General features: G+C 68.6%; 12 protein-coding genes. 4 read left to right on the forward strand and 8 right to left on the reverse strand.

Annotated features, from left to right (window positions below):
* The first annotated feature begins 156 nt into the window (after nucleotides 1-156).
* Nucleotides 157-1,518 carry a VOC family protein gene (locus R5H29_RS14980; protein WP_111098406.1) on the forward strand — a complete coding sequence of 454 codons (1,362 nt, stop codon included), beginning with the start codon at nucleotides 157-159 and terminating at the stop codon, nucleotides 1,516-1,518.
* A 134-nt stretch (nucleotides 1,519-1,652) separates the two neighbouring features.
* Here the strand turns inward: R5H29_RS14980 and R5H29_RS14985 are convergent, their stop codons facing one another.
* Nucleotides 1,653-3,167, reverse strand: a complete 1,515-nt coding sequence (locus R5H29_RS14985; RefSeq protein WP_021202957.1) for an acetyl-CoA hydrolase/transferase family protein — start codon at nucleotides 3,165-3,167, stop codon at nucleotides 1,653-1,655.
* A gap of 399 nt (nucleotides 3,168-3,566) precedes the next feature.
* Here R5H29_RS14985 and glnE point away from each other — a divergent pair, with 399 nt between their 5' ends.
* Nucleotides 3,567-6,362 (forward strand): bifunctional [glutamate--ammonia ligase]-adenylyl-L-tyrosine phosphorylase/[glutamate--ammonia-ligase] adenylyltransferase, encoded by a 2,796-nt coding sequence (gene glnE / locus R5H29_RS14990; protein ID WP_332329382.1) that lies wholly within the window; start codon nucleotides 3,567-3,569, stop codon nucleotides 6,360-6,362.
* A gap of 174 nt (nucleotides 6,363-6,536) precedes the next feature.
* On the opposite strand, the gene R5H29_RS14995 is transcribed toward glnE, so the two are convergent.
* The 6 genes from R5H29_RS14995 to R5H29_RS15020 form a co-directional block, all read right to left on the reverse strand.
* Nucleotides 6,537-7,097 (reverse strand): queuosine precursor transporter, encoded by a 561-nt coding sequence (locus R5H29_RS14995; protein WP_019662191.1) that lies wholly within the window; start codon nucleotides 7,095-7,097, stop codon nucleotides 6,537-6,539.
* Nucleotides 7,098-7,172: 75 nt separating this feature from the next.
* Nucleotides 7,173-7,685, reverse strand: a complete 513-nt coding sequence (locus R5H29_RS15000; protein ID WP_019662190.1) for a hypothetical protein — start codon at nucleotides 7,683-7,685, stop codon at nucleotides 7,173-7,175.
* A gap of 33 nt (nucleotides 7,686-7,718) precedes the next feature.
* Nucleotides 7,719-8,222 carry a hypothetical protein gene (locus tag R5H29_RS15005; RefSeq protein ID WP_031269949.1) on the reverse strand — a complete coding sequence of 168 codons (504 nt, stop codon included), beginning with the start codon at nucleotides 8,220-8,222 and terminating at the stop codon, nucleotides 7,719-7,721.
* 19 nt (nucleotides 8,223-8,241) lie between these two features.
* A complete protein-coding gene (locus tag R5H29_RS15010; RefSeq protein WP_332329383.1) occupies nucleotides 8,242-9,093 on the reverse strand; it encodes a DUF2145 domain-containing protein in 852 nt (283 codons plus the stop codon).
* A gap of 48 nt (nucleotides 9,094-9,141) precedes the next feature.
* Complete coding sequence (locus R5H29_RS15015; protein WP_005415044.1) at nucleotides 9,142-9,372, reverse strand: hypothetical protein; 231 nt, start codon at nucleotides 9,370-9,372, stop codon at nucleotides 9,142-9,144.
* Nucleotides 9,373-9,542: 170 nt separating this feature from the next.
* Nucleotides 9,543-10,502, reverse strand: a complete 960-nt coding sequence (locus R5H29_RS15020) for a mitochondrial fission ELM1 family protein (RefSeq protein WP_332329384.1) — start codon at nucleotides 10,500-10,502, stop codon at nucleotides 9,543-9,545.
* A 126-nt stretch (nucleotides 10,503-10,628) separates the two neighbouring features.
* Between R5H29_RS15020 and R5H29_RS15025 the strand changes: the two genes are divergently transcribed.
* Together R5H29_RS15025 and R5H29_RS15030 are read left to right on the forward strand one after the other, a co-directional pair.
* Nucleotides 10,629-11,219: a malonic semialdehyde reductase gene (locus R5H29_RS15025; RefSeq protein ID WP_180877748.1), complete on the forward strand. Its 591-nt coding sequence runs from the start codon at nucleotides 10,629-10,631 to the stop codon at nucleotides 11,217-11,219.
* A gap of 84 nt (nucleotides 11,220-11,303) precedes the next feature.
* Nucleotides 11,304-12,011 (forward strand): YceI family protein, encoded by a 708-nt coding sequence (locus R5H29_RS15030; RefSeq protein WP_005415047.1) that lies wholly within the window; start codon nucleotides 11,304-11,306, stop codon nucleotides 12,009-12,011.
* Between the two features lie 181 nt (nucleotides 12,012-12,192).
* Here R5H29_RS15030 and R5H29_RS15035 read toward each other — a convergent pair whose 3' ends face one another.
* Nucleotides 12,193-12,594: a hypothetical protein gene (locus tag R5H29_RS15035; RefSeq protein WP_180877750.1), complete on the reverse strand. Its 402-nt coding sequence runs from the start codon at nucleotides 12,592-12,594 to the stop codon at nucleotides 12,193-12,195.
* Nucleotides 12,595-13,154: the final 560 nt, after the last annotated feature.

Genomic DNA, 13,154 nt, shown 5'->3' on the forward strand with positions numbered 1-13,154 from the left:
GCTGGCCGGCAACTGCACCATTCCAGGCATCCGGAGGTTGCCGGCCAGCGGCCGGCACTACCGGTTTCCTTATGTTGCTCTGCGTATCGCCGCCGCCGGGCGCTCCGGCGACAATACGGGTCCGAGCTGTTCCCCGTTCCCGTAATCGAGTGACTGATGAGCGCCTCTTTCGTTTCGCCTGATGTGATCCGCCGCCTGTTTGCGCAGGCCATGTCCCGCATGTACCGCACTGAAGTGCCGCTGTACGGCACGTTGGTGGAACTGGTGGAGCGGATCAACGCGCAGGTGCTTGCCCATGACCCGGCGCTGGCCGCGCAGCTGCAGCGCAACGACGAGCGTGCGCGGCTGGATGAAGAGCGTCATGGCGCGATCCGCGTCGGCACCGCGCAGGAGCTGGCGACGCTGCGCCGCCTGTTCGCGGTGATGGGCATGTACCCCGTCGGCTACTACGACCTGTCGGTGGCCGGCGTGCCGGTGCACTCCACCGCGTTCCGCCCACTCACCGGCGCGGCGCTGGCACAGAATCCGTTCCGCGTGTTCACCTCGCTGCTGCGCCTGGAACTGATCGAAGATGAAGCGCTGCGTGCCGAGTCGGCGAAGATCCTGTCACGCCGCCGCATCTTTACCGACGGCGCACTGGCACTGATCGAGCAGGCCGAGCGTGACGGCGGCCTGTCGCAGGCCGATGCCGAGCGCTTCGTCGATGAAGCACTGGAAACCTTCCGCTGGCATGGTGACGCCACGGTCGACCTGCCGACCTACCGCGCGCTGCACAACGCGCACCGGCTGGTGGCCGACGTGGTCAGCTTCCGTGGCCCGCACATCAACCACCTGACCCCGCGCACGCTGGACATCGACGCGGCGCAGGCGGCAATGATCGAGCACGGCATGGCGGCCAAGGCGGTCATCGAAGGTCCGCCGCGCCGTGCCTGCCCGATCCTGCTGCGCCAGACCAGCTTCAAGGCCCTGGAAGAAGCCGTTCATTTCCCGGATGCCGAAGGTGGTGACGCCGGCACGCATACCGCGCGCTTCGGCGAGATCGAACAACGCGGCCTGGCGCTGACCCCGAAGGGCCGCGCGCTGTACGACCAACTGTTGTCGCAGGCCCGCGACGCCGGTGGCGAAGGCAGCACCGGCGGCGACTACGGCCAGCGCCTGCAGGCGGTGTTCGCCAGCTTCCCGGATGACCATGACACGCTGCGCCAGGAAGGCCTGGGGTATTACCGCTACCAGCTGACCGACGCCGGCCGCGCCGCGCCGGAGCGCGTGGCCGATCTTCCCGCTGAAGTGCTGGTGGCCGCCGGCCTGGCGACGGCTGACCCGATCGTCTACGAGGATTTCCTGCCGGTCAGCGCCGCAGGCATTTTCCAGTCGAACCTGGGTGGCGAAGAACAGCGCGCCTATGCCGCACATGCCAACCGCGAGGCCTTCGAGCAGGCATTGGGCGTGGCGGTGAACGACGAGTTCGAGATCTACGAGCGGCTGCAGGCCGAATCGCTGGCGGCGCTGCGCGGGTAAACCGCTTGCCGTGGAGCCGAGCGTGGGCTCGGCTCTACAGGGATTCTGCGGAGCGGCCCCTTTGTAGAGCCGAGCCATGCTCGGCTGCACAGGGAAGGAGAGTCGAGCATGGCTCGACTCTACAGACGCGGGCCTCAGCCCTTCATCGTTCCGGTATCCAGCCAGCGCTGGTGCCACGACAGCGCTTCCGGCAGCAGATGCGGGGTGTGCTTGCCGTAGCTCTCGCGGCTGGCACGGTCGAAGTAATCCTGCAACTGCGGGCGGAAATCCGGGTGCGCGCAGTTGTCGATCAGCACCTGCGCGCGCTTGCGCGGGGTCAGCCCGCGCAGGTCGGCCAGGCCCTGTTCGGTGACGATCACCGACACATCGTGCTCGGTGTGATCGACATGGCTGGCCATCGGCACGATCGCCGAGATGGTGCCGTTCTTGGCGGTGGACGGGCTCAGGAACGCCGACAGGAAACCATTGCGGGCAAAGTCACCCGAACCGCCGATGCCGTTCATGATCCGCGTGCCCATCACGTGCGTCGAATTGACGTTGCCGTAGATGTCCACCTCGATCATGCCGTTCATGCCGATGCAGCCCAGGCGGCGCACCAGTTCGGGGTGGTTGGAGATTTCCTGCGTACGCATGATGATGCGCTCGCGGTAGAAATCGATGTTCTCCTTGAACGTCTCGTTGGCCTGCGGGCTCAGCGCGAAGCCGGTGCACGAGGCGTAGCTCAGCACGCCATCGCGCAGCAGGTCGAGCATGCCGTCCTGGATCACTTCGGTGAACGCGGCCAGGTCGCGGAAACCGCTCTTGGCCAGGCCGGCCAGCACGGCATTGGGGATGTTGCCCACGCCCGACTGCAGCGGCAGCAGGTTCGGCGGCAGGCGGCCCTTCTTCACCTCGTGCTTGAGGAACTCGATCAGGTGCGAAGCGATCTGTTCGCTGGTTGCATCGATCGGGCTGAACGGGCTGTTGCGGTCCGGGCCGTTGGTGCGCACCACGGCCACGATCTTGTCCGGGTCGCAGCGCAGCGCGGTGTCGCCGATGCGGTCGTTGGCGTTCACCAGCGGAATCGGCTTGCGGTGCGGCGGCAGCGCGGTGCCGTAGTAGATGTCGTGCATGCCGTCAACGCCGGCCGGCTGCCATTCGTTGACCTCGACGATCACCTTCCTGGCCAGGTCCAGCCAGGTCTTGTTGTTGCCGACCGAAGTGGAGGGCACCAGCGAACCGTCCTCGCGGATGGCCGAGACTTCGATCACGGCGGTGTCGATCTCGCCGTAGAAACCGAACCACACGTGCTGGGCAACGTGGCTGAGGTGGATGTCGATGTAATCCAGCTTGCCCTCGTTGATGCGGTTGCGCGCGTCCGGGTCGCTCTGGAACGGCATGCGCATGGCGATGCCATCGGCCTTGGCCAGCGCGCCATCGAGTTCCGGCGCGGTCGACGCGCCGGTCATCAGCTTGATCTGGAAGGGATTGCCCTGGGCGTGCACCGCTTCGATGCGGCGGGCCAGTTCCACGGGAACGGCCTTGGGATACCCGGAGCCGGTAAAGCCGCTCATGGCCACGGTTTCACCGGGCTGGATCAGCGCGGCTGCGGCCTCGGCGGAGACCACGCGGTCACGGAGACGCGCGTTGGCGATGCGATCAACAGACATGACGACAGTGTTTCTGGGGGGAATCCCGATTATCGGCCATCCTCATCCGTACGGGGGGTTCTACCTTCGTGGAATGGCTTTTCCCCCAAGGGGCTCACCCATACCCATCGGTTCTGTTTTGCAGTGCAGCGTGCAAAGTGCTTTCGCAGCCCGCACGATGGCCCTGCATCCCGACGTGGGGGAGGGAGCAGAGCCCGCTGGCAGTTCGCTGCAAGCGGGCTTTTTTATTGCCTGTCGCCCAGTATGAATGCGCGGCCTCCATTATCGGTAGTGGCGGGCGCTGGCCGGCCACGGCAGCAACCATCCGGCGGGGCCTGGGGGCTGTATGGGGGGCGCGGCGGCCCCGCGCCCCCCACTACCGGGTCCGTCGCGTCCCGACCGGGTCGATACAATCCGCCCATGACCCTCGCCCCCGCTGACCTGCCCGCCTCCCTGCAGCCCCTTGTCGACCGCGCCCTGGCGCGCCTGGCCCAGGTCCTGCCCGAGCCCGTTCCTGCCGAACTGCTGCCGCTGCTGACCCGACTGGCGGTGGCCAGCGACTTCGCGCTGGACACCCTGGTGCGGCAACCGGCGCTGCTGGCGCAGCTGGCTACCCCCGGCTGCCCGCCGATCCCACCACCGGTGCTCGATCCGCTGCAGCCCAGCGACTGGCCGGCGCAGATCCGGCGCTGGCGTACTGCCATGTCGACGCGGCTGATCTGGCGCGACCTGACCGGCCTGGACGACGTGGCACAGACCCTGGCCGGCGCCACCACCCTGGCCGAGGACTGCCTGCGGCTGGCGCTGGACGCGCTGCAGCAGGAATTCGCCCAGCGCCACGGTGTGGTCCGCGATGGCGAAGGCGCCGCGCAGCAGCTGGTGGTGTTCGGCCTCGGCAAGCTTGGCGGCGGCGAGCTCAACTTCAGTTCCGATATCGACCTGGTCTACGCCTATCCGCACGGCGGCGAATCCGACGGCCCGCGCGCGCTGGCCGCCGAAGAGTATTTCGCCCGCCTTGGCCAGCGCCTAGCCAAGCTGCTGGACGAAACCACCGTCGATGGCTTCAGCCACCGCGTCGACCTGCGCCTGCGCCCGTTCGGCAGCGCCGGCCGCGTCGCGCTGTCGTTCGCGGCGATGGACCAGTACTTCCAGCGCGAAGGCCGCGACTGGGAGCGCTATGCGTGGCTGAAGGCGCGCGCGGTCGCCGGTGATATCGAGGCCGGTGAAGCGTGGCTGCAGACCCTGCGCCCGTTCGTGTACCGCCGCTACCTGGATTTCACTGCGCTCGATGGCCTGCGCGAGATGAAGGCAGCGATCACCGCCGAAGTCGCGCGCCGCGAGCTGCACGAAGACATCAAGCGCGGCGCCGGTGGCATCCGCGAGATCGAGTTCCTGTGCCAGGCGCTGCAGCTGATCCGCGGTGGCCGCGAACCTGCGCTGCGCGAGCGCCGCCTGCTGGTGGCACTGGACGCGCTGGTGGCTGCGGGGCAGATCGCGCCCGGGGACGGCAGTGCGCTGCGCGAGGCCTACCTGTTCCTGCGCCGGCTGGAGAACCGCCTGCAGATGCTGCGCGATGCGCAGACCCACGTGCTGCCCAGCGACGCGCTGGACCGCGCGCGCATCGCCGTCGGCCTCGGCTACCCGGATTGGGAGGTACTGCGCGCGGCATTGGCCGAACAGCAGCAGCGGGTCAGCACCGAATTCGCCGCGCTGCTGGCGCCGCGCAAGGGCCAGGCTGCGCCCGACGCGCTGGCCAACTACTGGCGCAGCCTGCCCGAGGGCAGCAACGCGCCGTTGCTGGCGGAAGCCGGTTTCCTCGATGCCAATGGCGCCGATCAGTCGCTGCGCGATTTCGCCCAGGGCACCGGCGTGAAGTCCCTGTCCGACGCCGCACGTGCACGGCTGGATCGCGTACTGCCGGCGCTGCTGCATGCGGCCACGCGCTCGCCGCAACCCGATGCCGCGCTCAAGCGCGTGCTTGGCCTGCTGCAGGCGGTGCTGCGCCGGACCAGCTATCTCGCGCTGCTGGACGAACAACCGAGCGCGTTGGCGCGGCTGGTGGATGTGCTGGCGCGCAGCGCGCTGCTGGCCGAGCGGCTGGCCGCGTACCCGCTGCTGCTGGACGAACTGCTGGACGTGCGCGTGTCCGGACCGATGCCCGATGCGGCCGGCATGCTGGCCGAGTGCCAGCAGGTGCTGGCGGTGGAAGACCCCGAATCCGCACTGCGCTGGCTCAACGAGACGCGGCTGGCGCTCAGCTTCCGCATGGCGATGGCCACGCTGGACGGTCGACAGGGCGCAGTGGACAGCACGCGGCAACTGGCCGAGCTGGCCCAGGCGGTGGTCACCACCGTGCTGGCGATGGCCGAAGCGGACATGCGCGCGGCACACGGCGTGATTCCTGGTGGGCGCTTCGCGATCATCGGCTACGGCAGCCTCGGAGGGCTTGAGCTGGGCTTCGGTTCCGACCTGGATCTGGTATTCCTGCACGACAATCCGGCCGGCGTGGAGGCCAGCGATGGCGCACGTCCGCTGGAACCGGGGCGCTGGTATGCGCGGCTGGCGCAGAAGGTGATGGCGCTGCTCGGTGCGGTCACCGCCGCCGGCCGTCTGTACGACATCGACGTGCGCCTGCGCCCGGACGGCGGCAAGGGTTCACTGGTGTCTTCGTTGGCCAGCTACACCGAATACCAGCGCGAACGCGCGTGGACCTGGGAACACCAGGCCCTGGTACGTGCACGCGGCGTGGCCGGTGATGCCAGCCTGCTGGCCGATTTCGAACAGGTGCGTGCACAGACGCTGGGCCGCGAACGCGATCCGGCCACGCTGTATGCCGATGTGTTGAAGATGCGTGGCCGCATGCGCACCGAACTGGACCGCAGCGATGCTGCGCGGCTGGACCTGAAGCAGGGTGCCGGTGGCGTGGTGGACCTGGAGTTCCTGCTGCAGACCGGCGTGCTGGCGCGTAGTGCGCAGCATCCCGCGCTGCTGCAGCCGCGCGATACACCGTCGTTGATAGATGCGCTGGCGGTTGCGGGCTTCCTGCCCGGTGCCACCGCGCAGGCACTGCATACCGCGCATGCCACGCTGCTCGACGTAGGCCTGGCCTGCACGCTGGACCGGCGCCCGCGGCTGGCACCGACCACGCCCGCGATTGAAGACGCGTGTGCGGCGATTACGGCCGCGTGCCGAGCGGCGGCGTTGCCGTTCGGGTGATGGGTGCACCCATTAGAACAATTGCCCGGGGATGATCCGCTGTTGGTAGGTGCCGACCGTTGGTCGGCACAATCTGTCAGCGGTGATGAACTCTGATGGAGCGTGCCGACCAACGGTCGGCACCTACCGTGCTCATGTGCCATCCAAGGTTGGCACCTACCAGAGCATGTGCGTTCAGCTGGTGGCGCGCAGCGGCGCCATCTTCCACAGCAGCGCGCGGAACGGGGCCAGCAGGCACACGCCGATCGCCAGCTTCACTGCCAGGTCGCCGGCGGCCCAGCTCACCCACGGTAGCGCGGAGCCGGCAAACGCGATCGACCAGAAAATGGTGGTGTCCACCGTCGCGCTGCAGGTGGTGGCCACCATCGGTGCGCGCCACCAGCTGCCGCGGCGCAGGCGGTCGAACACGGTGATGTCCAGCAGCTGGGCCACGATGAAGGCCGAGCAGGAGGCAATGGCGATGCGCGGGGTGGCCACCCAGATCGACAACAACACCGCCACCGCGAAGCCGATCCACGCCACGCGGCGCGCCGGGCCTGGGCCGAAGCGGCGGTTGATCAGGTTGCTGACCAGGAACGCGACCGGATAGCTGAAGGCACCCCAGGTCAGCCAATCGTTGATCGGGTACTGCACCAGCACGTTGGACAGCAGCACCACCGCGCCCATCGCCAGTACCGCCAGCACCAGGGCGCGCGGGGTCAGCGGGGCAAACAGAGGGGCAGGACGCACGGACATGGCGAGCCAGGGGGAGAAAGGGGATCACCCATTATCCGCCCGGGCCGTGGCAAAACCAAAAACGGTCGTTCAGCTTTACAGCGCTTCACTCATCACGTCACCGGCGGCGTAGGCGGTGGGGACGTAAGCCAGGGCCTGGCCCTGCGCGCTCTTCACGGTCCAGCCGGCACCGGCCTCGGTGGGCTCGAAATGCACCCGCTGGCCGACCACGAAGGCCGCCGTCTGGTCTTCATGTACGCGCGCCGGCCAGCGCAGGGTGGCGGTCTGATCGGCCTTGTCGGGCACCTGCAGCTGTACCTGGCGCTCGCCCTCCGGCGTGGTCTCCACCTTCTTCACCTCCATCGGCGGCAGCGGCACTGCCTTGGTGCGCGTGGCCCGGCCGTTGCGTTCGCTGGCCTTGAACGGCGCCTTGGACAGTTCGGACAGGCCCGCCGATGCAGCGAGCGGCACCGAGACCACGATCAGCGAGGTGATCAGCACGCTGGCCTCGCTGCTGTTCAACTGCGGCGCGGCGCCGGCATGGACGGTGGGCACCAGCAGCGCCGAGAGCAGCAATGCAGAAGCGGGAACGCGCAGGCAACGGAACATGGAGACCTCCTTGTCAGGGGGGGAGACGGCGGCTCAGCGCCGGGTATCGAAGATATCGCGCGGGCCGGTGGCCTCGGGCAGGTACTCCAGCGGGCGGCCCTGGTTGTCCTTCAGCTGCCAGCCCTGGTCGTTGCCGGTTGGCTCGAAATTCACGGTCTGGCCCACGGTGAACTGCACGGCCGGGTCGCCGACGCCGCGCGGATACTGCATCGATGCGGTGTTCTGCGGATCGTTGGCATCACGCAGCAGCACTTCGCGGCGGCCATCCACGGTAGTGGAGATGGCACTCACCTCCATCTGCGGCAGCTTGATCTGCTGCGGGCGGGCCAGCGGCTGGCCGGCGTCGGCGGCATCCTGCGCTTCCTTGGCCGCTGCAGCGCGGGCCGAGGCCACCATCTGCGTGGACATTTCCAGGCTTGGTCCCTGCGGGCCCGGGTCGTGGATGATCACGATGCGGCGTTCGGCGTGGGCGGCCGTGGACCAGGCCAGGCCGGTGACGATCACCATCGACAACACAGAGGTAAGCAGCGGACGCATGTCGTTCTCCTTGCGGGATTCAGGGCGTGGCGGCAGTGGCACCGGCCACCGGCACATGGGGGATCACCAGTTCCTGCTGCAGCTGGCTGCGCTGGTGCAGGAAGTCGAACACCGATTCCACCGTCACCACCGAATAGTTGCCGGAGATGCGTTCGCCGGCTGGATGGTCGGTAGTGGTGGCGTTGGCTACGAACAGGCGCGCACCCACGCGCTTGCCGAGGCCGATATGCAGCACGCTGGGCTGGTACTTCTGCTGGCGCAGCCACTGCTGTGCCTGTTCGCGCTTGACGATGGCCGGCGCGCCTTCGGCCTGCGCCATCGCCGCCGCCAGCACCTCCAGCACCCACTGGTTGGAGTTCTGGTAGTCGGTGGCGAACGGGTAGGCGACCACGTTGTACCTGGTTTCGTGCAGCGCCTTGGGCTGGATCGAGGGCGGCACCAGCATCGCGCGCAGCGCTGCACGCAAGGGGGCCGACGGCACGCCGATGCGCAGGTCGGTATGGCCGCCGCTCTCGCCGACGAAGTTGCCGAGGCCCTCGTGGTACAGCTGCGAGCTGTCGGTCTTGCAGCGGTTGAGCAGGTGCATCGCGCGCCAGCGGCCGTCGTCCTCGCGCAGCAGGAAGGCCAGGTGGCTGTGGCGCAGGCCGTAGCGGCTCAGGTCCTGGCCACCGCGCGCGGCCACCACCACGTCCACATCGGGCAGCGCGTCCAGGCGTTCGGCGGTGGTCCAGGCCACGTCCAGCATCGCCGCCTGCGACGCCACGCTCGGGTAGCGCTCGCGGCAGGCGGTGCTGTCGGCCCAGGCCGGTGCGGTCGCCAGCAGGCTGGTGATCAGCAGCGCGGCACGGGGCAGGCGGGCAAAACGATCCATGTCGGCACCTTCAGCGGCGGGCAGGCCCGCGCGCCGATCATACGCTGCTCAGCGCAGCGGGCGATCCACGCCCTTGCGCTGGAGTTCCCTGTCGCAGGCATCGCTGATCGGGGCGATCGGCAGCGGCGGGCGCTCGCCCGTCTTCGGATCGCGCAGCGCCGGCTGCTCGCGGTACGCGTCCAGCTGCTGCTGGCACTGATAGGAGATCGGGTCCAGCTCGGTGGGCGCGGTCGAACACGCGGCGAGCAGGGCCAAGGGCAGCAGGAGCAGGGTACGCATGAAGGCACTCGGTCCGGTGGGGGGCACCGGACTCTAACGGTATGGGCAGATTGAAATGTTCAGAAATCGCTGTGCATCCCGGTAGTGGCGGCGCCCCGCCGCGCGCCGGCGTGGGGGGTTCTTGGTATGTTTGGGTTTTTGCCCCCTGGGTTGCCGGCCAGCGGCCGCCACTACCCCAATGCCAGGCGCTGCTTCACTTCCGCCGCTACCCGCGCAGTCTCGCGCAGTGGCTCGATGCGGTCGTACTGCCAGTCCAGCCAGTGCGGCTGCAGGCGCCCGCGCTCGCGCAGCTGCTGCTGGAAGCGGGCCAGCCGGCCCTGCGCGGTCTCGGCCAGCGCCACCATCACCGGCATGCGCGTGGCGCAGGCTTCAGAGAGCAGGTTCACCGAATCGGGCGAGACCACCACGCGGTTGGCCCAGCCGAGCAGGCCGCCATAGGGATTGGTACCGTCGCCACCATCGCCCCAGATCACGTGCGGTAGGTTGGCGAACTTCGCGCGCAGGATCTCGGCCAGGGCCGGCGGCGTGCGTCGCGAGGTGGTTGCCAGCAGGCTGCCGCCTTCATTGCGGATCTGCTCGGCCAGCGCCTGGAACACGCCGACCATCGCGTTCTCGTCCCACGGTGCCAGCGGCGTCGGCCCGCCCACCAGCAGCGCCGTGCGCGGGCCAGGCAGGGTACTGAAGCCGGCGAACGCGGCGCGGCCCCAGGCCAGCCAGTCGTCGTCCACCGGGTTGAGGCTGCCGAGCAGGGTGAGCACGTTGCTGCCACGCAGGGCATCGTGTTCCGGCACCACCACCACGTCCCAATGGCGGGCGCCGATGCGCGGGTCGAGGATCTGCACCACCTGGCTGCCGCGTGCACGCAGCACGCGCAGGGCACCGGCCGCCTGGCGACCACAGCCGATCGCCAGCGCCGGCGCCTCGGCCGCCAGCGTCGCCAAGGCCTCGCCGTAGCCATTCACATCGCCGGGCAGGCGCCGCGGCGACAGCCAGCGCCAGGGTGCGCGCGGTTGCAGGAGCAGCGGTCGGTGGGTGCCCTGGCGCAGTGCCGAGGCCAGCGCGACCGCCTGGCGGACATTGCCCGCACGGCCGTCGGTGACCGTCCATGGCGCGCTCGATCGTTTCACCATTGGCATTAATTCGTTTCAGCCCTGCTGGGTGTTGCAACAGTCGCGACACTCTACACTGCGGCTCGTCGTTTCGCCCCGCGCCGCCCGCGGGCACTGACTTCCTTTCGCCGCCCTGGAGATCCACCGATGTCCCACGCGCTCGACGCCGCCGCCCTTGATCAGCTGTTCCGTACGGCCCGCACCCAGAACGCCTTCCTCGACAAGCCGGTCCCCGAGAGCCTGCTGAAGGAACTGTACGACCTGGTGAAGTGGGGCCCCACCGCGGCCAACACCACGCCGGCGCGCTTCGTCTTCGTCACCTCGAAGGAGGCCAAGGACAAGCTGGCCCCGGCGCTGTCCGAAGGCAACCTGGCCAAGACCATGGCCGCGCCGGTCACCGTCATCATCGGTTTCGACCTGGACTTCCACGAGAAGCTGCCGTACCTGTTCCCTCACACCGATGCCAAGGCCTGGTTCGATGGCCCGCAGGAAGGCCGCCACGAAGCCGCCATCCGCAACGGCAGCCTGCAGGGTGCGTACCTGATCCTGGCCGCGCGCGCGCTGGGCCTGGATGCCGGCCCGATGTCCGGCTTCGACAATGCCAAGGTGGACGAAGCGTTCTTCGCCGGCACCAGCATCAAGTCGAATTTCCTGGTCAACCTGGGTTACGGTGACCCCTCGGGCCTGTTCCCCCGTCTGCCGCGTCTGTCGTTCGACGAAGCGGCGCGCATCGCGTAAGTCGCTGTCTCGGTTTCGGCCCTGCCACCTTGGCGGGCCCCTGCTGCACCGTGTACCCACCCTACGATCCGGAGAGTTCCTCAGATGAGCGCCACCCGTAAACTGCTGCTGCCGCTGGCCCTGACCCTGGCCATCGCCGCCTGCTCCAAGCCGGCCGACACCGCTGCCCCGGCTGCCGATGCCGCCGCCCCGGCCACCACCGAGCAGGCCGCCACCCCGGCCGCCGATGCCGCCGCTGCCGCGCCGGCCGCCGAAGCGATCAAGATCGCCTCGGGCACCTACAAGCTGGACCCGAGCCACACCGACGTGCTGGCGCAGTGGAGCCACTTCGGCTTCTCCAACCCGAGCGCGCACTTCGGCAACGTCGAAGGCACCCTGGTGTACAACGCCGAAGACGTGACCAAGTCCACCGTGGAAGTGAAGCTGCCGCTGAGCGGCCTGAACAGCTTCACCGCCAAGTTCGACGAGCACCTGAAGAGCGCCGACTTCTTCGACGCCGCCAAGTTCGCCGATGCCACCTTCAAGAGCACCAAGGTGGAAGCGGCCGGCACCAACAAGCTGACCGTCACCGGCGACCTGACCATCAAGGGCATCACCAAGCCGGTCACCCTGGACGTCACCGTCAACGGCGGCGGCGAGCACCCGATGGCCAAGGTTCCGGCGGCTGGCTTCGATGCCACCACCACCCTGAAGCGCAGCGATTTCGGCGTCGGCGCCTACGCCCCGAACGTCAGCGATGAAGTGAAGATCCGCATCACCACCGAAGCCACCGGCGAAAAGCCGGCGGCTTGATGCACCCCGCTCACTCGTCGTGAGAAGGCAGAAGGCCCGCTGAAGAGCGGGCCTTCTTTTCTGGGTTCCGGTAGAGCCGGCCGCTGGCCGGCTGCATGCGAGGTGCCGATGATCAGGGGTTGCCGGCCAGCGGCCGGCACTACCACGTCGGTGGGTGCGGACCGTTGGTCCGCACGATCCCTCAGCGCAACGCGCCCAGCCACGCCCCACATGCTTCGCTCGGGCTCTGCTTGGTCTTCACCGCCAGCCCGCTTACGCGCACGAACGTCTGCGCGGCCTGCGCCACTACCTGGCGTGCGATCAACGCCGCCTGCTTGGTCGCAGCCTGCTGCTTGCGTAGCTGCACGATATGCACCGAAGGCCGGCCCACCGGCGCGTACTTCTGGTCGCGGCGCAGCACATCGGCCACCTGCGCCACTTCGAATTCGGCCTGCAGGTAGCGGTGCTGTGCTTCCACCAGTTCGCGCAGCGGCGTGCGCAGGGCAACAGTGTCGGCGAAGGCGGCCAGGGCCGCATCGCAGGCAGCGTCATCAGCGAAGCGGGCACGCAGCGCATCCACGCTGGCCAGGGTCAGTTTGGCCATGTGGGCCTCGTTGCTGCAGGAAAGGAGCGCGATTGTCGCATTGCTTGGCGGCTGATGCGTTGAACCGGGCGGCGGAATACCTGTAGAGCCGAGCCCACGCTCGGCTCATCGCGCGCAGCGCGAGGGTTCGCCTATCGCGGAACGAAGAGCAGCCGACCATGGGGGCGGCGCTACCCAGTCAAATGCGTGGGGGCCCAACGTGCCCCCCCCCCCCGGGCGGTGGGGGGGGCCCCAACAACCCCACCGGGGGGCGCCCCACGGGCCCCCCCCCACCAGGGAATGTGCATGGCCGCCGATGACCCCTGTAGAGCCGAGCCCACGCTCGGCTTATCGCGCGCAGCGCGAGGGTTCGCCTATCGCGGAACGAAGAGCAGCCGAGCATGGGCTCGGCTCTACACAGTCAAAGGCGTGCGGACCAACGGTCCGCACCCACCAGGGAATGTGCATGGCCGCCGATGACCCCTGTAGAGCCGAGCCCACGCTCGGCTTATCGCGCGCAGCGCGAGGGTTCGCCGATCGCGGCACGAAGAGCAGCCGAGCCGGGGCTCGGCTCTCCACAG

Origin of the sequence: Stenotrophomonas sp. A3_2 (assembly GCF_036624925.1) — a bacterium.
Taxonomy (GTDB): Bacteria; Pseudomonadota; Gammaproteobacteria; order Xanthomonadales; family Xanthomonadaceae; genus Stenotrophomonas; species Stenotrophomonas hibiscicola.

What these genes read in the sequence shown, in the direction of transcription:
- R5H29_RS14980 (WP_111098406.1), top strand. Translation starts at nt 157, where the DNA reads ATGAGCGCCTCTTTCGTTTCGCCTGATGTGATCCGCCGCCTGTTTGCG.
- R5H29_RS14985 (WP_021202957.1), bottom strand. Translation starts at nt 3,167, where the DNA reads ATGTCTGTTGATCGCATCGCCAACGCGCGTCTCCGTGACCGCGTGGTC.
- glnE (WP_332329382.1), top strand. Translation starts at nt 3,567, where the DNA reads ATGACCCTCGCCCCCGCTGACCTGCCCGCCTCCCTGCAGCCCCTTGTC.
- R5H29_RS14995 (WP_019662191.1), bottom strand. Translation starts at nt 7,097, where the DNA reads ATGTCCGTGCGTCCTGCCCCTCTGTTTGCCCCGCTGACCCCGCGCGCC.
- R5H29_RS15000 (WP_019662190.1), bottom strand. Translation starts at nt 7,685, where the DNA reads ATGTTCCGTTGCCTGCGCGTTCCCGCTTCTGCATTGCTGCTCTCGGCG.
- R5H29_RS15005 (WP_031269949.1), bottom strand. Translation starts at nt 8,222, where the DNA reads ATGCGTCCGCTGCTTACCTCTGTGTTGTCGATGGTGATCGTCACCGGC.
- R5H29_RS15010 (WP_332329383.1), bottom strand. Translation starts at nt 9,093, where the DNA reads ATGGATCGTTTTGCCCGCCTGCCCCGTGCCGCGCTGCTGATCACCAGC.
- R5H29_RS15015 (WP_005415044.1), bottom strand. Translation starts at nt 9,372, where the DNA reads ATGCGTACCCTGCTCCTGCTGCCCTTGGCCCTGCTCGCCGCGTGTTCG.
- R5H29_RS15020 (WP_332329384.1), bottom strand. Translation starts at nt 10,502, where the DNA reads ATGGTGAAACGATCGAGCGCGCCATGGACGGTCACCGACGGCCGTGCG.
- R5H29_RS15025 (WP_180877748.1), top strand. Translation starts at nt 10,629, where the DNA reads ATGTCCCACGCGCTCGACGCCGCCGCCCTTGATCAGCTGTTCCGTACG.
- R5H29_RS15030 (WP_005415047.1), top strand. Translation starts at nt 11,304, where the DNA reads ATGAGCGCCACCCGTAAACTGCTGCTGCCGCTGGCCCTGACCCTGGCC.
- R5H29_RS15035 (WP_180877750.1), bottom strand. Translation starts at nt 12,594, where the DNA reads ATGGCCAAACTGACCCTGGCCAGCGTGGATGCGCTGCGTGCCCGCTTC.